The following is a 23,218-nucleotide window of genomic DNA, read 5'->3' as shown; positions in this document are numbered from 1 at the left end:
GAATCCAATGCGTGCCTGGTTGTTGGGCGGCTGCCTGTCACTGTTGTTGCTGGCTCAGGAGGCCATGGCGGGGACCGTGCTGGTCGTCGGCGATAGTATCAGCGCCGCTCTCGGGCTGGAATCCAGCCAGGGCTGGGTCTCGTTGCTGGAAAAACGCCTCGTCGAGAAGGGCTACGACAAGCAGGTGGTGAACGCGTCCATCAGCGGCGATACCAGCGCTGGCGGGCTCTCCAGGCTGCCGGCGCTGCTCGCCGAGCACAAGCCGGAACTGGTGATCATCGAACTCGGCGGCAACGATGGGCTGCGGGGGCAGCCCCCCGCCCAATTGCAACAGAATCTTGCCGGCATGATCGACAGTTCGCGGGCCCAGGGGGCCGCCGTGCTGTTGCTTGGCATGCGTCTGCCACCCAACTACGGCGCCCGCTACACCTCGGCGTTCGCCAAGGTCTACAGCGACCTGGCGGAGCAGAAGCAGGTGCCGCTGGTGCCTTTCTTCCTGGAGGGGGTCGGGGGCGTGCCGGAGTTGATGCAGCCGGATGGTATCCATCCCCAGGCCAACGCCCAGCCCAGGCTGCTGGAGAACGTCTGGCCGACGCTGGAACCCCTGCTCTGACGCTTTTCCCGAGGCTCGCTTTCGGCTAATGTTGCGCACCGTTCCCGGAGTCCTCCATGCCGCGCCCCGCCTGGTCCCTGTTTGGCTACAAAGTGATAGAGCCTGACGAGCAACTCGACCTCTTCGCCTGCCGCGAGGTGCGCCTGCACCTGGTGGCGCGACAGCTCGAGCTGGGGGGATTCGCCGATCGGACGCTGTGCGGCGGCCTGCTGCCAGCCCAGCCGCGCTGGAGTACGCTGGAGCAAGGCCTGCTGCGCGACCGACGCCTGTGTACCCACTGCCGCGCCACGCTCGAGGCGCATCGTCAGGGGCAGTATTCGGTCTGGTTGGGGGCCTGAGGGCTCCCGGCATTTTTCGCGCCAGTGTAGAATCCCGAGTCTTTCAATCAGTCAATTCGCCAAGGAATCCCGGATGTTGCCGCGCTTGCCAGCCGTCGCCCGCTCCCTGTCATTAGCCGCCGTGCTGGTGGCGGGTCCCGTCGCAGCCCTGGAGCTGCCCCTGCCTCCGCCTGGCGAGGACATCGTCGGCCAGGTCCAGGTGATCAAGGCCAAGTATGAAGACACCTTCGCCGACCTGGGCGTCGCCAATGACCTGGGGTACCTGGAAATGGTCGCCGCCAACCCGGGCGTCGATCCCTGGCTGCCCGGCGCCGGTACCGAGATCATCCTGCCGACCCGTTACATCCTGCCCCCGGGCCCGCGCGAAGGCATCGTGATCAACCTGGCCGAGTACCGCATGTACTACTTCCCGAAAGGGCAGAATGTGGTGCACACCTTCCCGCTGGGCATCGGCCGCGAAGGCTGGGGCTCGCCCATCGCCAACACCAGTATCACCGCCAAGACGTCGAACCCGGCCTGGTATCCGCCCAAGTCCATTCGCGAAGAGCATGCCGCCGACGGCGATCCGCTGCCCACCGTGGTGCCGCCGGGTCCGGACAACCCGCTGGGGCCGTTCAAGTTCACCCTGGGCGTGCCGGGCTACCTGATCCACGGTTCGAACAAGAAGTTCGGCATCGGCATGCGCGTCAGCCACGGCTGCTTCCGCATGCTCAACCACAACGTGCTGGCCCTGGCGAGCATGGCGCCGGTGGGTACCTCGGTGCGCATCATCAACGAGCCGTACAAGTTCGGTGTGAGCGGCGGCAAGGTCTACCTGGAAGCCCATGCGCCCCTGGACGACCACGGCGATCCGTCGGTCGTGGACAAGCACACCGCCGTGATCAATGCCCTGCTCAAGCGTGAAGAATTGGTCAACAGCATCCGCCTGAACTGGGACGTAGTGCGCGAGGTGGTGGCGGCCGAAGATGGCCTGCCGGTGGAGATCGCCGAGCCGAACTCGGCCATGGCGGCCAGTTCCCCTGACTTCACGACCGAACTCTGACTCCGCTCCCGTTTTAAAAGCGAAGCCCGCGGCGCAATGCGTCCGCGGGCTTTTCTTTTTCCGGCATTCCCGGATTGTCGAATCAACTTCCGGGGTAAATGCCGGGCAATAAAAAAGCCGACCCAGTGCACTGGGTCGGCTTTAATAGCCCGAGAGCTATTACTTGCGGCTGGCTTTTTCCAGCATACGCAGGGCGCGCTCGTTAGCCTCGTCAGCGGTCTGCTGGGCTTTCTGAGCGGCGGCCAGAGCTTCGTCAGCCTTGCGGTAGGCTTCGTCAGCACGGGCCTGAGCGCGGGCAGCTGCGTCTTCGGTAGCGGTCAGACGGGCTTCGGTTTCTTTGGATACGCTGCTGCAACCGGTGGCCAGAACTGCGGCCAGAGCCAGAGCAGAGAATTTCAGAACGTTGTTCATCGTGTTCCCCTTAAGGTGGACATTTCCATAAAGCAATTCCCCGAGCTTGGGAAATTAGCCGGCGTACATACTACCGATAGTTTGTAGTAAGTAAACTGACCTCACGCAGGGTGAGCACATTTTTTTCAGCTTGCCGGCTAGTTCACGAGCAAAGAGCGATGTGGTTGATCAAAAAACAGTCAGTCTGTCTGTTATTTGACCAGTCCGAAGTGCAAGTGTAGGCCCATGTTCCTGGCCTGTTCGGATTCTTCCTCTTCATCTGACAAACGTTCGCTCGGTGGCGGGTGGGACCCACCCCGGGCTCGGTTCGTGATCTGAAACTGGAACTTCTTACAGAGAACCAAAATTTATCTTCCTCTATACAGAGAGCGGTCGTGGTGGTGGCCATGAGCCGCTGTTAAGCTTGCCCCGGCTTTCGATATCCGCAACGAAGCGCAGACTTCAAGGACCTTTCTATGTCGAAGATTCTCAAGTGGGGATTGCTCTCCGTGCTGGCCGTGGGGTTGATCATCAAGTTGTCACTCTGGTGGTCGGTCCGCTCCATGATGGATGACGCCATCGCCAAGTTGTCGCCGTTCATGGATATCAGTTACGGGGGCATCACCTCTTCCTTCGACGGCCGGGTCGGGTTGGAGAAGCTGCAGATTCGAGTGCCAGCGATGGCCGACAGCCTGCGGGTCGAGCACGCCGAACTTAAGTTCAAGGGCCTCGGGGAGTTGCTGCGCTTCAAGGAGCGGCTCGCCGAGGGCAAGTTCCCCGAGCAGATGGCGGTGAGCCTCAAGGGACTCGCGCTGGATGTGCACGGCCCCTTCATGCAGCAGCTTTATAATGTGCCGGCCGAACGCAGCGTCTTTACCGCGATGAGTGAAGTCGCCTGTGGAAGCGTGCGCAACATTGGCACTGACGAGTTGCTGGAGATGGGCTATCGCACCTTCGAGACCGATGCGGAGTTCTCCTATCTGTTCCAGCCCGGCGCCCAGAAACTGAGCTTCAACCTGACGTCCGATACACGGGACATGGGCGAAGTGCGCCTGAGCCTGTCCTTGTCTAACATGTCCGAGAAACCGGGCGATCTCCGTGCCAATCCGCCCCATCTGTCCAGTGTGATTTTCGAGCTGAACGACAATCAGTATCAGCGCAAAGTGCAGGAATTCTGTGCCGGCAAGCTTGGCCAGTCCTCGGAGCTCTACCTGAAGACCGCCGTCCAGCAGTTCGATACCGTGTTGCGTAGCCAGCGAGTCGCGCTCGGGCAGTCCGTACTGGATGCCTACGGTCGGTACCTGAAGGATCCGCAGTCGCTGCGTGTGGAACTGACGCCCACCGAGGGGATGGCCTGGGATGGCTTGCAGTTCTTCGAGGCGAAGGATGTGGTGACCATGTTGCGCCCGGCGGTGCTGGTGAACCAGGAGTTGGTGCAACCGGTCGAATTCGCCTGGGTTGACCCTCTGGCGCGAAAGCAGCCGGTGGGGATGGAGAAGGTTACGGCGGCACCGGAAGTCGATGACTCCAGACGTGCCGTGCAGCAGTATGAGTTCGTCAATGTAGCCGACCTGCCGGGTTATGCAGGCAAGCGGTTGCAGTTCATCACCTACGATGGCACCTACTACCAGGGTGTATTGCACAAGGTGGAGAACGGGAAGGTCTATCTCAGCGTGCAGTACGGTTCGGGCAGCGCGGAGATGTTCCTTCGACTGGAAAAGATCGATAAGGTACGGGTCAGGCTTTAGACCCCTCAGAGGAGTAGTGATGAGCGAGGCATTGTCCATTCACCATGACCAGGCAGGTCATCAGTTCGAGACCACCGTGGACGGTCATCGTGCATACCTGGCCTACATGGATCTGGGTAAACAGACATTGGACATCTATCGCACCTTCGTGCCGAACGTCCTGCGCGGTCGCGGCATCGCCGCGGCGTTGACCGAGTCCGCGCTGGAATACGCCGAGAATCTGGGCTACACCGTCATCCCGTCCTGCTCCTACGTCGAGCGCTATATCGAGCGTCGCCAGCGGCAGAACCAGTAGAACGGCCGAATCGGAAGCACCAATGAAAACGCCGGGCAATTGCCCGGCGTTTTCGTTCTGGTGGGGAGTATCAGCCGCGCTGGCGCTTGGGCAGCACGTCCTTGAGCTTGGCGTGCATGCTGCGAAGGGCCTTCTCGGTGGTGTCCCAGTCGATGCAGGCGTCGGTGATGGACACGCCGTACTTCAGTTGGTCCAGTTCCTTCGGAATGGACTGGTTGCCCCAGCCCAGGTGGCTCTCCACCATCAGGCCGACGATGGAGTTGTTGCCTTCGAGGATCTGGTTGGCGACGTTGTCCATCACCAGCGGCTGCAGGGCCGGGTCCTTGTTGGAGTTGGCGTGGCTGCAGTCGACCATGACGTTCGGACGGATGCCGGCCTTGGTCAGCTCCTGCTCGCAAACGGCGACGCTGACCGAATCATAGTTAGGCTTGCCGTTGCCGCCCCGCAGCACCACATGGCCGTAGGCGTTGCCCTTGGTGGTGACGATGGAAACGCCGCCCTGCTGGTTGATGCCGAGGAAACGGTGGGGGCTGGAAACCGACTGGAGCGCGTTGATGGCCACGGTCAGGCTGCCGTCGGTGCCGTTCTTGAAGCCCACGGCGGAGGAGAGGCCGGAGGCCATTTCCCGATGGGTCTGGGACTCGGTGGTGCGGGCGCCGATGGCCGACCAGCTGATCAGGTCCTGCAGGTATTGCGGGGAGATCGGGTCCAGCGCTTCGGTGGCGGTGGGCAGGCCTTTCTCGGCCAGGTCGCGCAGCAACTGGCGACCGATGTGCAGGCCGTCCTGGATCTTGAAGGAGTCATCCAGGTAGGGGTCGTTGATCAGGCCTTTCCAGCCGACGGTGGTGCGCGGCTTTTCGAAGTACACGCGCATCACCAGGAACAGGGTGTCGGACACCTCGGCCGCCAGGACCTTGAGGCGGTCGGCGTACTCGTGGGCGGCCTTGATATCGTGGATGGAGCAGGGGCCCACGACCACAAAGAGGCGGTGGTCCTTGCCATCGAGGATATTGCGGACGACCTGGCGGCCTTCGGCAACGGTGTGCCGGGCGGTTTCGGTCAGGGGAATTTCGCGCTTCAACTGCTCCGGCGTGATCAGGGTCTCGTTGGAGGCAACGTTAAGGTCGTCGATCTGTAAATCAGCCATCGTGCTTTTCATTCTTCAAGGTCGTCAGGTCACGGGTGCCGGCCGCCAGGAAACCCCGTCTGGCGGCTTGCACAGCAGTAAAAACGCGCGGGGTGGGGAACCTTAACGCTTTCCACGCTGGCTCGACAATGGTGAATGCATGCGCCAAAGGTGGAATTCCCGGCTTTCACACCGGCGCGAAGTCAGCGGCGTGGCGGGCGATCCACTCCTGGGCCACGGTCTCGGCGTCCAGTGGCTCGCCGATCTCCCGCTCGCGCTGCAGGCGGTACTGCTCGATCAGGCAGATCTGCTCGACCATGCGCGCGCGGAAGAGGCTTTCCTCGTCGGTGAAGGCGATGCCCACCAGGAAGTCGACGTCCTGCCGATGGCACCAGGCGACGGTGCCTGCATAGCAGGCCTGTTCGCCCAGCAGCGGGATGCTGAGCAGCAGTCGGGTACCGCGGCGATAGGCGCGACTGGAGTTGCACGCCACCCCACCCAGGCTGATATCGTGCAGCCGCTGCGAGGGCGTGTGACGGCCCTTGCGCGGAACCAGCTCCACGGGCATTTCCGTGGGGTGACGCAGGAACTGACGCATGATCGCGAACTCCCGATGCCCCGATGGCGGCATCGTTGCAGACACTATAGTGCGGGAGGTCGAGCTTACCGACCTGGACGCCGATCGCCGGTTGCTCGACCTGCCTGGAACGTCCGTGCTGGTATTCACCTCCGTCGGTTGTGCCGCCTGTCGCTGGGCGCGGCAGTACCTGCCGGGGGCGGCGCTGCCGGTGGACCGATTGTGCTGGATAGATGCCGGCGATAATGGTGGGCTGGTGGAGCGCTATGAGGTATTCCACCTCCCCGCGCTGTTCGTGGTCCGTGACGGCCTTTTTCATGGCGTGCTGCAGGCCAGCCTGCGCCGCGACGATCTGATTCAAGCGCTGGATCGGGCCCTGGCCCGTCCGGCAGAGGAGCTTCCCTAGATGAGTTCAAGCACACCGCGCATCGGCATCATCGGTACCGGCGCCATCGGCGGCTTTTACGGCCTGATGCTGGCCCGCGCCGGTTTCGACGTGCATTTCCTGCTGCGCAGCGAGTACGACGCAGTCGTCGCCCGCGGCCTGCAGTTGAACAGTGCGGTCCATGGCGCGCAGGCCCTGTTCCCGGTCCAGGCCTATCGCGATGCCGCGGACATGCCGCCGTGCGACTGGCTGCTGGTGGGCGCCAAGACCACCAGCAACGCGGCCCTGGCTCCGGTGATCACCCAGGCCGCCGCGCCCGGCGCCAAGGTGGTGCTGCTGCAGAACGGCCTGGCGGTGGAGGAGGCGGTGCGTCCGATGCTGCCCGAGAACCTGCACCTGCTGGGTGGCCTCTGCTACATCTGCGCGCATCGTTCCGCGCCGGGCGTGATCGAGCACCAGTCCCTGGGCGCGGTGAACCTCGGCTATCACTCCGGCCCGGCCGAGGGTGAGGTCGAGCGCCAGGCGCTGGCCGAAGAGGGGGCGGCGCTATTCAAGGCCGCTGGTATCGATTCGGCCGCCGTGGCCCGGCTGGACCAGGCCCGTTGGCAGAAGCTGGTGTGGAACGTGCCCTACAACGGCCTGTCGGTGCTGCTCGATGCCGGCACCACCGCGCTGATGGGCAACGCCGACAGTCGCGCGCTGATCGAGTCCATCATGCAGGAGGTGGTGGAGGCGGCCACCGCCTGCGGGCATCGCGTGCCGGACAACTTCGCCGCCAAGTTGCTCGCCTCCACCGACCGCATGCCCGATTACCTGCCCAGCATGTACCACGACTTCGCCCAGAAGCGCCCGCTGGAACTCGGTGCCATCTATGAGGCCCCCCTGGCCGCCGCTGCCGAGGCGGGCTTCGAGATGGTTCGCGTGCGCGCCCTCTACCAGGCGCTACGCTTCCTCGAGGCGCGCAACCAGAACTGAGGGAGGGGAGACCATGGGGGCAGGACTGGGTGACAAGCTGGTGTTGGCGATTTCCTCCCGGGCATTGTTCGACCTGGATGAAAGCCACCGGATCTACGAGGCGCAGGGCATCGAAGCCTACCGCCAGTACCAGATCGACCATGAGGACGAGGTGCTGGCCCCCGGCGACGCCTACCCCCTGGTGGAAAAGCTCCTCGGGCTCAACCAGGCGCTGGGCCAGCAGCGGGTAGAGGTGATCCTGGTGTCGCGCAACAGCGCCGACACCGGGTTGCGCGCCTTCAACTCCATCCAGCACTACGGACTGGGCATCTCCCGGGCCGCCTTCGTGGGCGGCCGAAGTCCCGAGCCTTACCTCAGGGCCTTCGGGTGCCACCTGTTTCTGTCCACCCATGCCGAGGACGTCCGGGGTGCCCTGCAGAGCGGTTACGCCGCCGCCACCATCCTTTCCGGCGGGCCCCGCCGGGCGGCCAGCACTGAGTTGCGGATCGCCTTCGATGGCGATGCCGTGCTGTTTTCCGATCATTCCGAGCGCATCTACCAGAGCGGCGGCCTGGAGGCGTTTCAGGCCCACGAGCGCAGTTCCGCTCGGGAACCGCTGGATGGCGGTCCCTTCAAGCCTTTCCTCTCCGCCCTGAATCGCTTGCAGCAGGAGTTCCCGGCGGAGGCCTGTCCCATCCGCACCGCCCTGGTCACCGCCCGCTCGGCACCGGCCCACGAACGGGTGATCCGCACCCTGCGGGAGTGGGACATCCGCCTCGACGAGTCCTTCTTCCTGGGCGGGCTGGAGAAGGCGGCGGTCCTCGAGACCTTCGGCGCCGACGTGTTCTTCGACGACCAGGCCGGGCACTGCGAGAAAGCACGCGATGTGGTGGCCACGGGGCATGTGCCCCATGGCGTCAGCAACGAGCCGCAGGTCTGATCGCGGGCGCTGCATTCCCGGCCCGTCTCAGCGCCGATTCCGGCGGCCCGGGCCCTCGCTCGACGACTTTTCCCATAGCTCCTAAGCTCTGGTGAGGCCAGCCATGAATGGCGGTAGGAGGCCTCATGATCCGCTCCATCCTCTATGCCACGGACCTCGGTCTCTATGCCCCCTATGTGTTGCAACACGCCCTGTCCCTTGCCCGGGCCTACGGTGCCCAACTCTATGTGATCCACGCTGTGGAGCCCCTCGGCCTGTTCGCCGAGTCGGTGCTCCAGACCTACCTCGATGACGACACCCTCAAGGAACTGCGCGCCAAGGGCCTGGGCACCGTCATGTCGAGCATCGAGCAGCGGGTGCTGGAGGGCTTTCGCGACGAGATGGGGGAGGCCGTCCAGGACCTGGACATGATCCGCGCGGTGCGGGTGGTGCAGGGGGACCCACCCCAGGTGATTCTCGAGGAGGTGCAGAAACTCTCGGTGGACCTGCTGGTGGTGGGCAGCCACAGCCATGGCAATGCCCTGGACACGCCGCTGGGGCGTACCGCCGCCCGCCTGGTCCAGCTGTCCGAGGTTCCGGTCTACCTGGTTCCCATGCTCCAGCACCGAGGGCGTGGCGACTTCTGAACGCCGCTGGTCGCAGGTTGTGCAAGTCGAAAAAAAGCGTCTAGCTTTAATCAGCAAACCATTAATATGGTTATAAACGCCGCCGACTTCCTGCGGCGTAATCGCTTTGAGGAATGCCTATGAAGCTCCAGCAATTGCGCTACATCTGGGAGGTGGCGCACCACGACCTGAACGTGTCCGCCACTGCGCAAAGCCTGTACACGTCGCAGCCGGGCATCAGCAAGCAGATTCGCCTGCTGGAGGATGAGCTGGGTGTCGAGGTATTCGCCCGAAGCGGAAAGCACCTGACCCGAGTCACGCCCGCCGGCGAGCGCATCATCACCACCGCCGGCGAGATCCTGCGCAAGGTCGAGAGCATCAAGCAGATCGCCCAGGAATTCTCCAACGAGAAAAAGGGCACCCTGTCCATCGCCACCACCCACACCCAGGCTCGCTATGCGCTGCCGCCGGTGATCGGCAGCTTCATCAAGCAGTACCCCGACGTCGCCCTGCACATGCATCAGGGCACTCCGATGCAGATCGCCGAGATGGCCGCCGACGGCACCGTGGATTTCGCCATCGCCACCGAGGCCCTCGAGCTGTTCGGCGACCTGGTGATGATGCCCTGCTACCGCTGGAACCGTTGCGTCATCGTTCCCCAGGGGCACCCCCTGGCCAAGCTGCCCAAGCTCACCCTCGAGGCGCTGGCCGAACACCCCATCGTGACCTACGTCTTCGGCTTCACCGGCCGCTCCAAGCTGGACGAGGCGTTCAGCCACCGCGGCCTGACCCCGAAGGTGGTGTTCACCGCCGCCGACGCCGACGTGATCAAGACCTATGTCCGCCTGGGGCTCGGCGTGGGCATCGTCGCCAAGATGGCGGTGGACGAGAAACTGGACAGCGACCTGGTGGTGCTGGATGCCGGTGAACTGTTCGAATCCAGCGTCACCAAGATCGGCTTCCGTCGTGGCACCTTCCTCCGTGGCTTCATGTGCGACTTCATCGAGAAGTTCGCCCCGCATCTGACGCGCGACATGCAGGCCAAGGCCGTCCAGTGCCACAACAAGGCCGAGCTGGACGAGCTGTTCCGCGACGTGGAGCTGCCGACCTACTGATCGACCGCTGGCGCCTCATGACGAACAACGCCGCTTTTCCTGCCCGGAAAGCGGCGTTGTCGATTTCGGTATCCGTGAAGCGGCGCCGCTCAAGGAGGGGCCGGCCCGTCCCGGTCGTCCCGCCGGACAGGCGAGGGCGGTTGCAGGACGTCGCGGACGAAGGCGAGGAAAACGCTGTAGACCTCTTCCCGGCCATCGTCGTGCCGCACCACGAAGAAGGGCGCGGTATCCACGCCGTAGTGCTGCGCGGCCATCCAGCCGGCGCTGGACGGATCGCGCTCGTCGGCCACCAGGATGCGGTCGATCCGCGCCAACTGGCCGCTGCGTTCAAGGCGCTCCATCACATCCCGGCATTTGCGGCAGTCCTGGCCATCGGCCAGGACCTTCTTCACCAGGGTGATGCGCATCGCCTCAGGCCTTGCTGATCAGGTTGCCTGCGTGGAGCCCGCATTCCTTCTGGGTGGCTTCCTCCCACCACCAGCGGCCTTCCCGCTCGTGCTGGTTGGGGAGCACCGGGCGGGTGCAGGGCTCGCAGCCGATGCTGATGAAGCCGCGTTCATGCAGCGGGTTGTAGGGAATCTCCAGCATGCGGATATAGGCCCAGACTTCCTCGCTGGTCATCTGCGCCAGGGGGTTGAACTTGTACAGCGGCTTGTCCGGGGTGGAGAAGGCGCCATCCAGTTCCAGGGCTGCGACCTGGGCACGGGTGCCGGGGCTCTGGTCACGGCGCTGGCCGGTGGCCCAGGCGCTGACGGTCGCCAGCTTGCGCTTCAGCGGTTCGATCTTGCGGATGCCGCAGCATTCGCCGTGACCGTCCTTGAAGAAGCTGAACAGCCCCTTCTCCTTGACGAAGGGCTCCAGCAGTCGCGGATCCGGCGAGAGGACCTCGATGGCGATGCCGTAATGCTCGCGGACCTGCTCGATGAAGCGGTAGGTCTCGGGGTGCAGGCGGCCGGTGTCCAGGCTGAACACCTTCACGTTCTTGTTCAGCTTCCAGGCCATATCCACCAGGACCACGTCCTCGGCACCGCTGAAGGAGATCCACAAGTCGTCGCCGAAATGCTCGAAGGCGAGCTTGAGGATGTCCTGGGGGGACTTGCTGGCGTAGGCCGTCGCCAGTTCGGCGACGTCGAAGGGTTGGCTCATCAGGCAGGCTTCCTTATGGGGGATGGCGCTGGGTGCGCTCTGTGCGGCGCATCTTAGCAAGATCGGAGATATGCCCCTAAATAACCAACAGGAAGATTGACTGTGGCTTCCGGGTATAAGCGTCGCGTTGCGCCGCATCGGGGGAGCGGCTAGAGTGCCGCCTCCAATCACAACAGCCATGCGGGGAACTGCTCGTGGAAATCGCCTGTCTCGACCTGGAAGGTGTACTGGTTCCGGAAATCTGGATCGCCTTCGCGGAAAAAACCGGAATCGAAGCGCTCAAGGCGACCACCCGGGACATCCCGGACTACGACGTACTGATGAAGCAGCGTCTGCGAATCCTCGACGAACATGGCCTGAAGCTGGGCGACATCCAGGAAGTGATCGCCACCCTCAAGCCGCTGGACGGCGCCGTGGAGTTCGTCGACTGGCTGCGCGAGCGCTTCCAGGTCGTCATCCTCTCGGACACCTTCTACGAATTCTCCCAGCCGCTGATGCGCCAACTGGGCTTCCCGACCCTGCTGTGCCACCGCCTGATCGCCGACGAGACCGACCGCGTGGTCAGCTACCAGCTGCGCCAGAAGGATCCGAAGCGCCAGTCCGTGCTCGCCTTCAAGAGCCTCTACTACCGCGTGATCGCCGCCGGCGACTCCTACAACGACACCACCATGCTCAGCGAGGCCCACGCCGGCATCCTGTTCCATGCGCCCGAGAACGTGATCCGGGAGTTCCCGCAGTTCCCGGCGGTGCACACCTACGAAGACCTCAAGCGGGAGTTCATCAAGGCCTCCAGCCGCCCACTGAGCCTCTGAACCCTGCGCCCATGAAAAAGCCCGCGAAAGCGTAATGCCGTTCACGTAGGTGATGGCAGCGTCAGTCGCTGGGGCTTCATGATGTAGGATCACGCAGAATCAAAAAAACGCCGCTTTCCTGCTGAAGGAAAAGCGGCGTTTTTTATGTGAACAGCATTACCGCGAAAGCGGGCTTTCTTGCGGCGTGGATCAGTCGCCCAACCCCTCCAGCGTCGCCATCAGCACCTTCACCTTGGTGATCGACTCCCGGTACTCCTCCTGCCAGTCGGAGTCGGCGACGATGCCGCCCCCTCCCCAGCAACTGGCCTGGCCGTCCTTCACCAGTACGGTGCGGATGGCGATGGAGCTGTCCAGTTCGCCGCGCACATCCAGGTAGAGCAGGGAGCCGCAGTAGATCGAGCGGCGCGTCGGTTCCAGTTCATCGATGATCTCCATGGCGCGGATCTTCGGTGCGCCGGTGATCGAGCCGCCAGGGAAGCTGGAGACGATCAGGTCGAGCGCATCCTTGTCCTCCGCCAACCGGCCGGTGACGGCGCTGACCAGGTGATGGACGTTCGGGTAGCTCTCCAGGGCGAACAGCTCCGGGACCCGCACCGAACCGATGGCGCAACTGCGCCCCAGGTCGTTACGCAGCAGGTCGACGATCATCAGGTTCTCGGCGCGGTCCTTGGGGCTGGCCAGCAACTCGTCGGCCTGGGCGCGGTCTTCCTCGGCGCTGCGTCCACGGGGGCGGGTGCCCTTGATGGGGCGCGTTTCCACCTGGCCCTGACTGACGCGGATGAAACGTTCCGGAGACAGGCTGAGGATGGCGTCGCCACCGCCCAGCGCCTGGTAGCCGGCGAAGGGCGTCGGGCAGGCACGGCGCAACGCCAGGTAGGCGGCCCAGGGATCGCCATCGCACGGGGCCTGGAAGCGCTGGGTGAAATTCACCTGATAGCAGTCGCCGGCCTGGATGTAGGCCTGCACCCGTTCGATGGCGTGGCGGTAGTCACCCTCCGCGAGGTTGGCGGCGAAGGGTGCGCGAAGCCGGAAGTCGCCCGTCGTCCCGGGGTCAGGCCGCTCGAACAGGGCGATCAGGCGTTCACGCTCCCCGCTCTCCAGGCTCGGATGGAACACCAGCTGGCTGGTGCGTGCCTGGTGATCGCTCACCAGGGCCCAGGCGTAGAGGCCAAGTCGGGCATCGGGCAGCTGGAGATCGTCGAGAGCCTGTTCCGGCAACCGTTCCACCCGACGGCCGAAGTCGTAGGCCAGGTAGCCGATCAGTCCGCCGACGAATGGCAGGCTCACTGTTTCGGGCAAGGACGCCTCGCCCAGGCCCGCCAGTGCCTCGCGCAGGCGTTGCGCGAAGTCGTTGGCTGACTCGCCCGGCGTTGGTGCCAGTTCCGCCAGTGGCCAGGCGCTGAACAGGTCATAGCGTCCCCGCTCGGCTCCCGGGCGGGCGGCATCCAGCAGAACGGCGCCAGGCGCCTGACGGATCAGGCTGAAGCGTTCGCAGGGCGATTCGTGGTAGGGCAGGGCGTGCAGATGACAGTTGGACATAAAGGGACGCGGACGGAAGGCGAGGGCGGATTCTAGTCCGCCTGTAGTGTCGATCCTAGGGCCTTTTTCTCGAAGTTCACGCGGGAAGGGCGTTCCGGTACTGGTGTGCCAATCCACCGCTTCGCTCAACGCTATCCTGCGGCGCGAACGCATCGGATCCAGGACCTGCCTGGCGAATGAGTTCGCCCGCAATGAATGGCCCCGCAGGGGCCACCTCGCCGTTTCGACTCGCGCTATGCTGGCAGCTCCGCGATCAGACCCGGATGCCCGCCATGTCAGAAACCAGGAACCTGTTCACCCGCCAGTCCGACACCTACCGCGCCAATCGCCCCACCTATGACCCCGCATTGATCGCCTGGCTCGCACAGCAGGCGCCTGACCTCGCCCTGGCCTGGGACTGCGGATGCGGCAGCGGCCAGGCCACCACCGAACTGGCCCGGCATTTCCGCCAGGTGGTCGGCACCGACGTCAGCGAGCAGCAGTTGGCCAAGGCCGAGCGCGCCGCCAATATCGACTACCGCTGCGAGCCGGCGGAGCAGACCCGCCTTGCCGATGGCAGCGTTTCCCTAACCCTGGTGGCTCAGGCCCTGCACTGGTTCGACCTGGAGGGTTTCTACGCCGAGGTGCGACGGGTGAGCAAACCGGGTGGCCTGCTGGCCGTGATCTCCTACAGCCTCTCGGAAATCTCGCCGGAGATAGACGCCTTGGTCATGCACCTTTACCAGGACATCCTCGGCCCCTACTGGGCCGAGGAGCGGCGCCATGTGGAGCAGGGCTACCGGACGCTGCCGTTCCCCTTCGAGCGGATCGACGTACCGCCCTTCAACCTCAACGTCCAGTGGGACCTGCCGCGCCTGCTGGGCTACCTGGAAAGCTGGTCCGCGCTGGTCACCTACCAGTCTCGCCACGGCGTGAACCCCCTCGACCCGCTGCGGGAACGCTTCCGCGAGGCCTGGGGCGATCCGACCACCGCGCGCCAGGTGAACTGGCCGCTGACCGTCAACCTGGGGCGGGTCTCCTGATGCGCCCTGTGGCAGCGGCGATGCCGGAGGCGTCATGAGCCCGGTTCCAGCATACGAGGTGGAAGAGGGACTGGACGCGGAGCGGCGCCTGCTGGAGCGAGTGCAGTCCGCCGAGGCGGAATGCGGGCTGCTGTTCTGGCGGCCGACCCGTGCGGCCCTGGTGATGCCCCAGCGCATGAGTCGACTGGAAGGATTCACCCAAGCCGAGCGCGTCTGCGCGGAGCTGGGCTGGCCCATCGCCCTGCGGGACAGCGGCGGCGAGCCGGTGCCCCAGTCGCCGGCGGTGCTGAACCTGGCCCTGGTCTATGCGCTGCCGTCCGGCGAGAGCGAACTCACCCGCATCGAGAACGCCTACCTGCGGCTCTGCCAGCCGATGCTCGACTGGCTGGCGGGGCTGGGGCTCGCCGCTGGGCTGGGGGAGGTGGACGGCGCCTTCTGCGATGGTCGCTACAACGTGACCTTGCAGGGGCGCAAGCTGGTGGGCACCGCCCAGCGCTGGCGCCGCCGGCGGGACGATGGCCGTCACCTGGTGCTGGCCCATGGCGCGGTGCTGATGGAGAACCAGCGGGACGCCATGGTGGAGGTGGTCAATGCCTTCTATGCCAGCTGCGGCCTCGCCGACCGCTGCCGGGCCGGGAGCCATATCGCCCTCGACGAATGCGTGGGCGCCGTATGGACCCGGCTGGAGGCCCTGCGAGAGGGCTATCGTGCCTCCCTGGGACGGGCCGGCCTGATCCTTGATTGAGCCGGCCTTCGATGGAAGGAAAAGAATTCATCGCAAATGCGAAAAATTCTCTTGACGATAAAATGAGAATCATTATTATTCGACCCACTGGCCTCGCGGCCAGCTGGATAAGCTGACAAGCCCAGTATTTCGGACTCATCAGGTTATCTCCTCATCAGGCTAATCACGGTTATTGACCCGGCACATCGCCGGGTCTTTTTTTGCCTGCGATTCACGCCTGCTTCCGAGCGCAGGGGGATACCTTCGGCGTCCGTGCCGGGCATCCACGGGGCCCTGAACTCAATGCCCCTTGGCCTTCCTGATCCGCATGAAGATCAGCCCCAGGGTCAGCGCCGCCACCGGTGCCAGGCCGAGGATCGCGTGCCGGGCCGAGACCTCCAGCCCGACAGTGTGAAGGCCCTGGTAGAACAGCTTGAACAGGCTCAGCAGGTAGTAGCTGATGGCGATGATGGACAGTCCTTCCACCGCCTTCTGGATCTTGATCTGGGTATCGGCGCGGGCGTTCAGGCTGCGCAGGATCTCCGAGTTCTGCTCCTCCACCTCCACCTGCACCCGGGCCTGCAGCAGGTCGCCCAGGTTGGCCACGCTCTGGCCCAGGCGCACCAGGCGCTGGTCGGTGGCGGCGCAGTAGCGCACCGTGGGGCGGAAGCGCCGTTCGATGAACACCCCCAGGCGCTGGCAGTCGCCGATGTGGGACTCCCGCAGCTCGTTGATGCGCTCGAAGACGATCTGGCCATAGGCCTCGGTGGCACTGAAGCGCTGGCGGGTGCGGGCGGTGCTGCGGACGATGCGCGCGGAGAGGGCGGCGATGTCCGCCGACAGGGCCCTGGCGCTGTCCTTGCCTTCGGCGTTGCGGTCGGACAGGCGTGCCAGCTCCTTGTCGTACTCCTTCAGTTGCAGGCTCACCGCCTGGGCCACCGGCAGGGTGAGGGAGGCCATCATGCGGTAGGTCTCGATCTCCAGCAGTCGGCGGATCATGCGGCCGAGGCGGTAGGCGTTGAGGCGGCGATTGACCAGCAGGATGCGATTGACGCCGTCTTCGCTGAGGCGAAAGTCCGACCAGGCCACTGCATCGCCGCCGCCCAGGGTGGAGCCGGCCGGGTCCTTGAAACCGTAGGCGGCGACATCGCCCGCCCAATGGGCTTCGGACTCCACCAGCACCTGGTCGGCGTTGATGAGCAGGTGGCGGTAGTCGGCCACCAGGGCGTCGAGGGCGGTCGGCAGCGGAGGCCAGTGGGCGTCGCCCGTCGCCCGTGGCACCACCAGGGTGAGGGTGAAGAACTCGGTGTGGCGCTCCCACTTGAGGGTGTTCTGGCCCATGCGCAACAGCGCCTGGGAACCGTTGCTGGCAAGGTGGGCGTCGGCGGCCTCGTTGAGGCGGTCCACCAGGGCGTCGCACACCTCCTCGGCATCCGCGAAGGCGAAGTGATAGACGTTGGCCGGATCGCTGAAGTAGATCGAGGGGCGCGAGTGCAGCTCGTTGTGCAGGGCTTTGCGAAGAGGGTGCATGAAGACTTCTGCGGCAGGTAGGTTTTACCTGATGACGCGGCGTCCCCCCGCCATGGTCACAGGACCGCGACCAAAGCAGGAGAAGCCTTTGGACCTCAGGCGCGAAACTGACGCATCAGGCCCTGCTGGTGATTGGCCAGTTCATTGAGCTGGCGGCTGACCCGGGCGGACTGCTCGGCCTGCCCGGACAGGGACTCGGTCACGTCACGAATGGCCTCGACGTTGCGGTTGATCTCCTCGGCGACGCTGCTCTGTTCCTCGGCGGCGCTGGCGATCTGCAGGTTCATTTCGGTGATCAGGTTCACCGCCTGGCCGATTCGCTCCAGCGCGGCCACGGCCATCTGCACCTGGCCGACGTTCTCCTGGGCCAGGCCGTGGCTGCCCTGCATGGCCTGGCTGACGTCGCGGGTGCCGTTCTGCAGGTTGTCGATCACCTGGCGGATCTCTTCCACCGAGTCCTGGGTGCGCCGGGCAAGGCTGCGCACCTCGTCGGCGACCACCGCGAAGCCGCGCCCGGCGTCGCCGGCCCGGGCCGCCTCAATGGCGGCGTTGAGGGCCAGCAGGTTGGTCTGGCCGGCAATGGAGAGGATCACCTCCAGCACCGAACCGATCTGCTCGCTGCTCTGGGCCAGGCCCTGGAGCTGCGCCATGGCCTCGTTCATGTCCCGCGCCTGGGCCTGGATGGCCTGGGTGGTGCGAGTGATCACCGCCAGGCCCTCGCGGCTGGCGAGGTCGGCGTTGCGCGCGGCGTCGGCGGCCTGGGCGGCGCTCTGGGCCGAGGCGTTGGCGGTGGCGGACATCTCGTGCAGGGCGGTGGCCACCTGATCGATCTCGCGGAACTGCTGCTGCATGCCTTCGCTGGTCTGCCGCGCGATCAGCGCCGATTGGTCGGCGGTGTCCCGGGCGTCGCGTACCGAGCCCTGCACCTTGGCGATCACCGGCTGCAACCTGTCGAGGAAGCGGTTGAAGGCCAGCGCCAGGCGGCCGAGTTCGTCCCGGCGCGCGTAGTGGAGGCGGCGGGTCAGGTCACCTTCGCCCTCGGCGATGTCCTCCAGCATCCCCGCCAGGCGCAGCAGGGGGCGGGTGACGCCGAGGGCGGCCAGCCAGATCATCGCGACGCCCAGCAGGGCCGCGGCCAGGCCCAGGGCCAGCTCCAGCGCGGAGCTTTGCAGGCGCTCCTGGTCCATCCGTGCCTTCATGGCCTCTACAGGCGCCAGCAGCACCCGCTCGGGCACCCCCAGCAGCACGCCCCAGGGCTTGGCACCGGCGATCGGCGTCAGGGGTTCCAGCACGCTGATGCGACCGTCCTCGGCGAAGGCGTGGCCCTGGTTGCGTGCGAGGAAGCCCGCTATCTCCGCCGCCTGCGCCGGCAGCACGCGGGACAGGGACTGGCCCAGCTGCGTGGCGTCCTGGCTATGGCCGGCGACCACCCCGGACGGGCTGATGATGCTGACGGATCCGTTTCCCTCGTAGAGCTGGCGGCTGGCGGAGAGGGCGTCCTGCTGCAGGTTGTCGAGGCTGATGTCGAGACCGATCACCGCCAGCACCTTGCCGTTTTCCAGCAGGGGAAAGGCGATGCTGGTGACCAGCTTGCGGGTGCCCGAGGAGTCGTCGAAATAGGGTTCCAGCAAGCACAGCTGCCCGGTGTCGCGCGGGCAAGTGAAAAAGGCGTTGAAGGGCGCGCCGCTCGGGCCCGGCGAGGTGTCCGCCAGCAGCTTCTCGTCGCCGGGCACGGCCTGCAGTTCGCCGGGCCTGGCCTGCAACCAGTAGAGGGCGAAGCGCCCGGCGTCGTTGCTGCCCAGGTCGCCCCGGCCACGGAACTCCGCGTCGCGGCCGTCGAGGGCGTCGGGCTGGAAGATCAGGAACAGGCCGAGCAGTTCCGGACGCTGCTCCACGGCCTTGCGCAGCTCGCCGGCCAGGCTGCCGCGCAGCTGTTCCGCCGTCATCCCGCCCTGGGCTGCACCTTCCCGCAGGTAGAGCAGGTGCCGGGCCAGGCCCAGGCCGTACTCATGGGTACGGCTGAAACCCTGCTGGATGCGCAGGGCCTGGACCTTGCCCTGGGACTCGAGGTTGAGGCGCGCCGCTTCGGCGAGCAGTTGTGCGCTGGAATCCTTGACCCGCTCGGTGCTGGCGCGGGTCTGGTAGAGGGACAGCCCCACCAGCAGCCCCACGACCAGGATCAGGCAGAGGCTCGCCAGCAGGGTGATCTTGCTTTGAATGCTGAGGCTGGGTTTGGACATGGGGCGGCCACTTCAGGAAACCGGGGCGTCACCGCCCCGCAAGGGTCAGAACAGGGTGACGAACACCAGTTGGCTGTAGAGGTTGCTGTCGTCGCCCCCGAGCTGGGTGCCGCCCTCTGCCGCGCTCCTGTCCGGCTGGTAGAGGCCCACCACCGGCATCACGATGAGGTTGTCGTTGACCGCCCACTCGGCGTAGAGGTCCAGTTCGCGACCGTCGGTGTTGCCCAGGTCGCGGTCCAGGGTGTTGAAGTCGAACCAGAGGGCGCCGACGCTGAGGTTCTCCAGGGGCGACACCTTGAAGGCCACATGGTGGACCTGGGTGTTGGTGTTGAAGGGGCCTGCGTAGTTGGCCGCCACCTCGCCCTGGAACCAGGTGCCGTAGCCACGGCTGAAGCCGAAGAACAGCGGGTCGAAGTTCTCCGAGAAGCGGCTGTAGCGGTAGCTGACGCTGGGGCTCCAGGTGACGTCGGAGAAGGTCCAGCCCGCCTCCAGGTACCAGGCGTCTTCCTTGCCCGCGTCCTTCTTGTCCTGCCAGGCGTATTCGCCGGAAAGGAAGAGGTTCTCCACCCCGGCGTTGCCCTGGCCGCGCACGCTCCAGGTCTTCATGCCATCGCGTTCGGCCTGGAAGGGGGAGGCGTATTCTTCATCGATGTCGCGGATGTCGATGGCGGTCAGGCCCAGGGTGCCGGCTTCGGATACATGCTCCAGGGTGCCCACCAGCATCTCCGGCTTGGCTTGGGCGCGGTTGTCCGACTTCAGCCACATCAGGTCGCCGCGCAGGCCGTCCTTGCCGCCAAGGCGCAGCACGGCGGTCTGGTCGAAGGCCTTGCGGGCCGCGAGCCAGTAGGCGCCACCCCGGTTGAACTCGCCGTCGGCCAGGCCCTTGCCCAGGTTCAGGGCATCGCCATTGATCAGGAAGCCGTCGCCGACGCGGATGTTCTGGCGGCCGAAGGAGAGGTCCACGCCGTCCTCGCCCAGGGCCTCGAACAGGGCGCCGGAACGCCAGCCCAGGTAGGCGTCCTCGATCTTGGTGGTGCGCTCGGAGCCGTCGCTGAAACCGGCCGCATCGCCGTCGCCCCAGGTCGCCGAGCTCAGCAGGTTGAAGGCGCCGTAGCTGGTGCCGGCCCCGCTCAGGCCCTGGTCGAAGCTGATGCCGTACTTCACATAGCCCTCGCGCCATGACGACGATCCCTCGTTCCGGGTGCCGGTGAGGGAGTAGTTCTCCTGGCTGTGGAAGAGGCCGAACACGGCCTCGAGGTCGGCGTTCAGGTGGGTGTCATCGTCGGCGTAGAGCTCGTAGGCGCCCACCTGGCCGGCGGTGCCTATCAGGAATGCGAGCGTGGAGAGTCGGAACAGGTTGGACCGGGGCATGGAGGCTTCCTTCTTCTTGGTATTGGCAGGGGAGCGTTTCTGCGACCGGATACTAAGGAGTTGCGCCAAGCGGGCCTTGTGCGTGCTTGCCAAGGGTTTGATGCTGCGTGCCAGATTGGTGGTCGATTCTCCGTCGGCCTGGGCACTCCGGTTTGGGGACCCTCGGGGTTTGTCGTACAGCTCACTGCGGAGCGAGCTTCGGGTTTCGGTTTCGTCCCCCCGGACGAGTTTCTTTTGGCAGTCGCCCCAAAAGAAACCAAAAAGACTTGCCCCTGCATCCGGCCCGGCTTCGCCGGGTCCCCTCCTTCCATCGCTGCGCCGGGGGCACGGCGTGACAGGCCATCGATGGCCTGATCACGCCTCTCGCGGCATCCATGCCGCTCATCCCCCGGCTTCGCGATTCCTCTCGGCCTCCTGAAGGGGCGTTACTGCTGCCCCACCCACTGGACAGGCTTGCAGCCCATGCGTGGGCATCGGATTTATCGGCGCGTGTCAGAACGCCAATTCAGGAAGCAAGCTGACTCACGCAGCGACTCGCTTCCCGGGGTTCAGGGGCGCTTCAGCACCAGGGTCAGGATGTCGTAGCTGGCCACCAGCTCGCCGTGCTGGTTGGTGACCTCCACGTCCCAGGCCACCACGCCCTGGGGCTCGCCCTTGGGGCTCTTCTTGCCCTGGTCGATCTTGCGCTTGCAGGTCAGGCGCGCCTGGATGGTGTCGCCGATGCCCACCGGATTGATGAAACGCAGGGTGTCCAGACCGTAGTTGGCCAGCACCGGGCCCGGGGCCGGGGAGACGAACAGGCCGGCGGCGGCGGAGAGCACGAAGTAGCCGTGGGCGATGCGCTTGCCGAACTGGGACTCCCTGGCCGCCAGTTCGTCGAAGTGCATGTAGAAGTGGTCCCCGGACAGGCAGCCGAAGTTGACGATGTCCGCCTCGGTGACGGTGCGGTGATGGGTCAGCAGGGATTCGCCGATCCGCAGCTCGTCGAAGTAGCGACGGAAGGGGTGCACTTCGGTCTCGATCACCTGGGCGCCGCGCACGTGTTCGCGGGTCACCGCCGCCAGCATGGTCGGCGAGCCCTGCACGGCGGTGCGCTGCAGGTAGTGCTTCACGGCCCGCATGCCGCCCAGCTCCTCGCCACCGCCGGCACGGCCGGGACCGCCGTGCTTGAGCACCGGCAGCGGCGAGCCGTGGCCGGTGGATTCGGCGGCGGCTTCGCGGTCGAGGATGTGCACGCGGCCGTGCAGGGCGCCCATCACCGGCACCACGCGGGCGGCGACGGCCGGGTCCTTGGTGACCAGGCTGGCCACCAGGCTGCCCTTGCCTCGGGCGGCCAGGGCGACGGCTTCGTCGAGGTCGTCGTAGGCCATCAGGGTGCTGACCGGGCCGAACGCCTCGATGTCATGGGCGCCGCCCTCGGCGTGCGGGTCGCGGGCGCGCAGCAGGGTGGGGGCGAAGAAGGCGCCTTCGGCCACGCCTTCACCACGGGGGGCGAAGCCGTCCCGGGCGCCGAACAGCAGCTCGCTCGTGGCCAGCAGGGCTTCCAGGCGTTCGCCGACGTCGGCCTGCTGGGCGTGGGAGGCCAGGGCGCCCATCTTCACGCCTTCGACGGAGGGGTCGCCCACCACCACCTTGGCCAGGCGCTCGCGCAGGCGCTCCGCCACGGCGTCGATGTGCCGGGCGGGGACGATGGCGCGGCGGATGGCGGTGCACTTCTGTCCGGCCTTGACGGTCATCTCGCGGGCCACTTCCTTGACGAAGAGGTCGAACTCCGGGTCGTCCGGGGTGATTTCCGGGGCCAGGATGGCGCAGTTCAGCGAGTCCGCCTCGGCGTTGAAGGGGATGGAGTTGCGCACCAGGTTGGGGTTTACCCGAAGCCTGGCGGCGGTGTCGGCGGAGCCGGTGAAGGTCACCACGTCCTGGCCCTGAAGGCGGTCCAGCAGGTCGCCGGTGCCGCCGATGACCAGTTGCAGGCTGCCTTCCGGCAGCAGGCCGGATTCCTGCATCAGGCGCACCGTGGCTTCCGTCAGGTAGCTGGTGGCGGTCGCTGGCTTGACGATGCAGGGCATGCCGGCGAGGAAGGTGGGCGCGAACTTCTCCAGCATCCCCCAGATGGGGAAGTTGAAGGCGTTGATGTGCACGGCGAGGCCGCCACGGGGCACCAGGATATGGGTGCCGGCGAACTGGTTCTGCTTGCCCAGCGGGATGGCCGGGCCCTCGTGGACGATGTTGCCCGAGGGCAGTTCGCGGGCGCCGACGCCGGCGTAGGCGAACAGGGTACCGGTGCCGCCTTCGATGTCGATCCAGCTGTCGGCACGGGTGGCGCCGCTGTGGTGGGACAGGGCGTAGAGCTGTTCCTTGCGTTCGTTGAGGTAGAGCGCCAGGGCCTTGAGGCGGGCGGCGCGCTGCTGGAAGTCTAGGGCCATGAGCGCCGGAATGCCGCGCATGCGACCGAAGTCGACCGCTTCGGAGAAGTCCAGCGCTTCCTCGTGGGTGCGGAACAGGGGCTGGCCGTTGATGGCGCTGCGCAGGGCCTGGGCGCCTTGCTGGCCGATCCAGCGACCGCCGATGAAGCTTTGCAGCGTGGGAGCGATGTTCATGAGGAATTCTCCGTCGTAGGGGCCGGCGCATGAGCATCGGCGTTGGTTCTGTTCCTTGTAGGAACGAGCTTCACTCGCGAATGGCGGAACTCGGGGTCGTTCGCAA

At 65.6% G+C, this 23,218-nt stretch carries 23 protein-coding genes; 13 read left to right on the top strand and 10 right to left on the bottom strand.

From position 1 onward, the window contains the following. The first annotated feature begins 7 nt into the window (after positions 1 to 7). From KF707C_RS15690 to KF707C_RS15680, 3 genes are all read left to right on the top strand, one after another. Positions 8 to 613: an arylesterase gene (locus KF707C_RS15690; protein WP_003448341.1), complete on the top strand. Its 606-nt coding sequence runs from the start codon at positions 8 to 10 to the stop codon at positions 611 to 613. Positions 614 to 669: 56 nt separating this feature from the next. Further along, positions 670 to 951 carry a hypothetical protein gene (locus KF707C_RS15685; protein WP_003448340.1) on the top strand — a complete coding sequence of 94 codons (282 nt, stop codon included), beginning with the start codon at positions 670 to 672 and terminating at the stop codon, positions 949 to 951. Positions 952 to 1,024: 73 nt separating this feature from the next. Further along, positions 1,025 to 1,993, top strand: a complete 969-nt coding sequence (locus KF707C_RS15680; RefSeq protein WP_003448339.1) for a L,D-transpeptidase family protein — start codon at positions 1,025 to 1,027, stop codon at positions 1,991 to 1,993. Between the two features lie 159 nt (positions 1,994 to 2,152). On the opposite strand, the gene oprI is transcribed toward KF707C_RS15680, so the two are convergent. Beyond that, on the bottom strand, positions 2,153 to 2,404 hold the full coding sequence (oprI, locus tag KF707C_RS15675; RefSeq protein ID WP_003448337.1) for an outer membrane lipoprotei OprI: 252 nt from the start codon (positions 2,402 to 2,404) through the stop codon (positions 2,153 to 2,155). A gap of 455 nt (positions 2,405 to 2,859) precedes the next feature. Between oprI and KF707C_RS15670 the strand changes: the two genes are divergently transcribed. Then, complete coding sequence (locus KF707C_RS15670) at positions 2,860 to 4,131, top strand: hypothetical protein (protein WP_003448336.1); 1,272 nt, start codon at positions 2,860 to 2,862, stop codon at positions 4,129 to 4,131. A 19-nt stretch (positions 4,132 to 4,150) separates the two neighbouring features. Then, positions 4,151 to 4,426, top strand: coding sequence for a GNAT family N-acetyltransferase (locus KF707C_RS15665; protein ID WP_003448335.1), 276 nt, complete (start codon positions 4,151 to 4,153; stop codon positions 4,424 to 4,426). 70 nt (positions 4,427 to 4,496) lie between these two features. Here the strand turns inward: KF707C_RS15665 and KF707C_RS15660 are convergent, their stop codons facing one another. Next, complete coding sequence (locus KF707C_RS15660; RefSeq protein WP_003448334.1) at positions 4,497 to 5,573, bottom strand: 3-deoxy-7-phosphoheptulonate synthase; 1,077 nt, start codon at positions 5,571 to 5,573, stop codon at positions 4,497 to 4,499. Positions 5,574 to 5,739: 166 nt separating this feature from the next. Next, a complete protein-coding gene (locus KF707C_RS15655; protein ID WP_003448333.1) occupies positions 5,740 to 6,150 on the bottom strand; it encodes a PilZ domain-containing protein in 411 nt (136 codons plus the stop codon). Between KF707C_RS15655 and KF707C_RS15650 the strand changes: the two genes are divergently transcribed. From KF707C_RS15650 to cysB, 5 genes are all read left to right on the top strand, one after another. Then, positions 6,149 to 6,535: a YbbN family protein gene (locus tag KF707C_RS15650; RefSeq protein ID WP_003448332.1), complete on the top strand. Its 387-nt coding sequence runs from the start codon at positions 6,149 to 6,151 to the stop codon at positions 6,533 to 6,535. The genes KF707C_RS15655 and KF707C_RS15650 overlap by 2 nt on opposite strands. Continuing rightward, on the top strand, positions 6,536 to 7,489 hold the full coding sequence (locus KF707C_RS15645; protein ID WP_003448331.1) for a putative 2-dehydropantoate 2-reductase: 954 nt from the start codon (positions 6,536 to 6,538) through the stop codon (positions 7,487 to 7,489). 13 nt (positions 7,490 to 7,502) lie between these two features. After that, positions 7,503 to 8,408 (top strand): 5'-nucleotidase, encoded by a 906-nt coding sequence (locus KF707C_RS15640; RefSeq protein WP_003448329.1) that lies wholly within the window; start codon positions 7,503 to 7,505, stop codon positions 8,406 to 8,408. 125 nt (positions 8,409 to 8,533) lie between these two features. After that, positions 8,534 to 9,034, top strand: coding sequence for a universal stress protein (locus KF707C_RS15635; RefSeq protein ID WP_003448328.1), 501 nt, complete (start codon positions 8,534 to 8,536; stop codon positions 9,032 to 9,034). Positions 9,035 to 9,153: 119 nt separating this feature from the next. Continuing rightward, positions 9,154 to 10,128 carry an HTH-type transcriptional regulator CysB gene (cysB, locus tag KF707C_RS15630; protein WP_003448327.1) on the top strand — a complete coding sequence of 325 codons (975 nt, stop codon included), beginning with the start codon at positions 9,154 to 9,156 and terminating at the stop codon, positions 10,126 to 10,128. A gap of 89 nt (positions 10,129 to 10,217) precedes the next feature. On the opposite strand, the gene KF707C_RS15625 is transcribed toward cysB, so the two are convergent. Both KF707C_RS15625 and KF707C_RS15620 read right to left on the bottom strand, forming a co-directional pair. Next, entirely contained in the window at positions 10,218 to 10,535 is a 318-nt protein-coding gene (locus KF707C_RS15625; protein ID WP_003448326.1) for a hypothetical protein, read from the bottom strand. A 4-nt stretch (positions 10,536 to 10,539) separates the two neighbouring features. Next, positions 10,540 to 11,274: a phosphoadenylyl-sulfate reductase gene (locus KF707C_RS15620; RefSeq protein ID WP_003448325.1), complete on the bottom strand. Its 735-nt coding sequence runs from the start codon at positions 11,272 to 11,274 to the stop codon at positions 10,540 to 10,542. A 194-nt stretch (positions 11,275 to 11,468) separates the two neighbouring features. Between KF707C_RS15620 and thrH the strand changes: the two genes are divergently transcribed. Further along, positions 11,469 to 12,086 (top strand): bifunctional phosphoserine phosphatase/homoserine phosphotransferase ThrH, encoded by a 618-nt coding sequence (thrH, locus tag KF707C_RS15615; RefSeq protein ID WP_003448324.1) that lies wholly within the window; start codon positions 11,469 to 11,471, stop codon positions 12,084 to 12,086. A gap of 189 nt (positions 12,087 to 12,275) precedes the next feature. Here thrH and pabB read toward each other — a convergent pair whose 3' ends face one another. Further along, positions 12,276 to 13,625, bottom strand: coding sequence for an aminodeoxychorismate synthase component I (pabB, locus tag KF707C_RS15610; protein WP_003448323.1), 1,350 nt, complete (start codon positions 13,623 to 13,625; stop codon positions 12,276 to 12,278). A gap of 272 nt (positions 13,626 to 13,897) precedes the next feature. Between pabB and KF707C_RS15605 the strand changes: the two genes are divergently transcribed. Beyond that, positions 13,898 to 14,647, top strand: coding sequence for a class I SAM-dependent methyltransferase (locus KF707C_RS15605; RefSeq protein WP_003448322.1), 750 nt, complete (start codon positions 13,898 to 13,900; stop codon positions 14,645 to 14,647). Between the two features lie 34 nt (positions 14,648 to 14,681). Next, positions 14,682 to 15,392: a lipoyl protein ligase domain-containing protein gene (locus KF707C_RS15600; protein WP_003448321.1), complete on the top strand. Its 711-nt coding sequence runs from the start codon at positions 14,682 to 14,684 to the stop codon at positions 15,390 to 15,392. Between the two features lie 279 nt (positions 15,393 to 15,671). Here KF707C_RS15600 and KF707C_RS15595 read toward each other — a convergent pair whose 3' ends face one another. From KF707C_RS15595 to paaZ, 4 genes are all read right to left on the bottom strand, one after another. Continuing rightward, positions 15,672 to 16,901, bottom strand: a complete 1,230-nt coding sequence (locus KF707C_RS15595; RefSeq protein ID WP_003448319.1) for a DUF3422 domain-containing protein — start codon at positions 16,899 to 16,901, stop codon at positions 15,672 to 15,674. Between the two features lie 95 nt (positions 16,902 to 16,996). Then, positions 16,997 to 19,141 carry a methyl-accepting chemotaxis protein gene (locus KF707C_RS15590; protein WP_003448317.1) on the bottom strand — a complete coding sequence of 715 codons (2,145 nt, stop codon included), beginning with the start codon at positions 19,139 to 19,141 and terminating at the stop codon, positions 16,997 to 16,999. A gap of 45 nt (positions 19,142 to 19,186) precedes the next feature. After that, positions 19,187 to 20,512: an alginate export family protein gene (locus KF707C_RS15585; protein WP_003448316.1), complete on the bottom strand. Its 1,326-nt coding sequence runs from the start codon at positions 20,510 to 20,512 to the stop codon at positions 19,187 to 19,189. Between the two features lie 548 nt (positions 20,513 to 21,060). After that, on the bottom strand, positions 21,061 to 23,112 hold the full coding sequence (gene paaZ / locus KF707C_RS15580; RefSeq protein WP_003448315.1) for a phenylacetic acid degradation bifunctional protein PaaZ: 2,052 nt from the start codon (positions 23,110 to 23,112) through the stop codon (positions 21,061 to 21,063). Between the last annotated feature and the right edge of the window lie 106 nt (positions 23,113 to 23,218).

The sequence above is a fragment of the Pseudomonas furukawaii genome (assembly GCF_002355475.1).
In the GTDB taxonomy this organism is placed as follows: Bacteria; Pseudomonadota; Gammaproteobacteria; order Pseudomonadales; family Pseudomonadaceae; genus Metapseudomonas; species Metapseudomonas furukawaii.
Note: the sequence above shows the minus strand (reverse complement) of the source record. Positions and strands in the feature narration are given on the sequence as shown.

Excerpts from the sequence above, each read along its gene's own strand:
- KF707C_RS15690 (WP_003448341.1), top strand. The coding sequence starts at position 8 with ATGCGTGCCTGGTTGTTGGGCGGCTGCCTGTCACTGTTGTTGCTGGCT.
- KF707C_RS15685 (WP_003448340.1), top strand. The coding sequence starts at position 670 with ATGCCGCGCCCCGCCTGGTCCCTGTTTGGCTACAAAGTGATAGAGCCT.
- KF707C_RS15680 (WP_003448339.1), top strand. The coding sequence starts at position 1,025 with ATGTTGCCGCGCTTGCCAGCCGTCGCCCGCTCCCTGTCATTAGCCGCC.
- oprI (WP_003448337.1), bottom strand. The coding sequence starts at position 2,404 with ATGAACAACGTTCTGAAATTCTCTGCTCTGGCTCTGGCCGCAGTTCTG.
- KF707C_RS15670 (WP_003448336.1), top strand. The coding sequence starts at position 2,860 with ATGTCGAAGATTCTCAAGTGGGGATTGCTCTCCGTGCTGGCCGTGGGG.
- KF707C_RS15665 (WP_003448335.1), top strand. The coding sequence starts at position 4,151 with ATGAGCGAGGCATTGTCCATTCACCATGACCAGGCAGGTCATCAGTTC.
- KF707C_RS15660 (WP_003448334.1), bottom strand. The coding sequence starts at position 5,573 with ATGGCTGATTTACAGATCGACGACCTTAACGTTGCCTCCAACGAGACC.
- KF707C_RS15650 (WP_003448332.1), top strand. The coding sequence starts at position 6,149 with ATGATCGCGAACTCCCGATGCCCCGATGGCGGCATCGTTGCAGACACT.
- KF707C_RS15655 (WP_003448333.1), bottom strand. The coding sequence starts at position 6,150 with ATGCGTCAGTTCCTGCGTCACCCCACGGAAATGCCCGTGGAGCTGGTT.
- KF707C_RS15645 (WP_003448331.1), top strand. The coding sequence starts at position 6,536 with ATGAGTTCAAGCACACCGCGCATCGGCATCATCGGTACCGGCGCCATC.
- KF707C_RS15640 (WP_003448329.1), top strand. The coding sequence starts at position 7,503 with ATGGGGGCAGGACTGGGTGACAAGCTGGTGTTGGCGATTTCCTCCCGG.
- KF707C_RS15635 (WP_003448328.1), top strand. The coding sequence starts at position 8,534 with ATGATCCGCTCCATCCTCTATGCCACGGACCTCGGTCTCTATGCCCCC.
- cysB (WP_003448327.1), top strand. The coding sequence starts at position 9,154 with ATGAAGCTCCAGCAATTGCGCTACATCTGGGAGGTGGCGCACCACGAC.
- KF707C_RS15625 (WP_003448326.1), bottom strand. The coding sequence starts at position 10,535 with ATGCGCATCACCCTGGTGAAGAAGGTCCTGGCCGATGGCCAGGACTGC.
- KF707C_RS15620 (WP_003448325.1), bottom strand. The coding sequence starts at position 11,274 with ATGAGCCAACCCTTCGACGTCGCCGAACTGGCGACGGCCTACGCCAGC.
- pabB (WP_003448323.1), bottom strand. The coding sequence starts at position 13,625 with ATGTCCAACTGTCATCTGCACGCCCTGCCCTACCACGAATCGCCCTGC.
- KF707C_RS15605 (WP_003448322.1), top strand. The coding sequence starts at position 13,898 with ATGTCAGAAACCAGGAACCTGTTCACCCGCCAGTCCGACACCTACCGC.
- KF707C_RS15600 (WP_003448321.1), top strand. The coding sequence starts at position 14,682 with ATGAGCCCGGTTCCAGCATACGAGGTGGAAGAGGGACTGGACGCGGAG.
- KF707C_RS15595 (WP_003448319.1), bottom strand. The coding sequence starts at position 16,901 with ATGCACCCTCTTCGCAAAGCCCTGCACAACGAGCTGCACTCGCGCCCC.
- KF707C_RS15590 (WP_003448317.1), bottom strand. The coding sequence starts at position 19,141 with ATGTCCAAACCCAGCCTCAGCATTCAAAGCAAGATCACCCTGCTGGCG.
- KF707C_RS15585 (WP_003448316.1), bottom strand. The coding sequence starts at position 20,512 with ATGCCCCGGTCCAACCTGTTCCGACTCTCCACGCTCGCATTCCTGATA.
- paaZ (WP_003448315.1), bottom strand. The coding sequence starts at position 23,112 with ATGAACATCGCTCCCACGCTGCAAAGCTTCATCGGCGGTCGCTGGATC.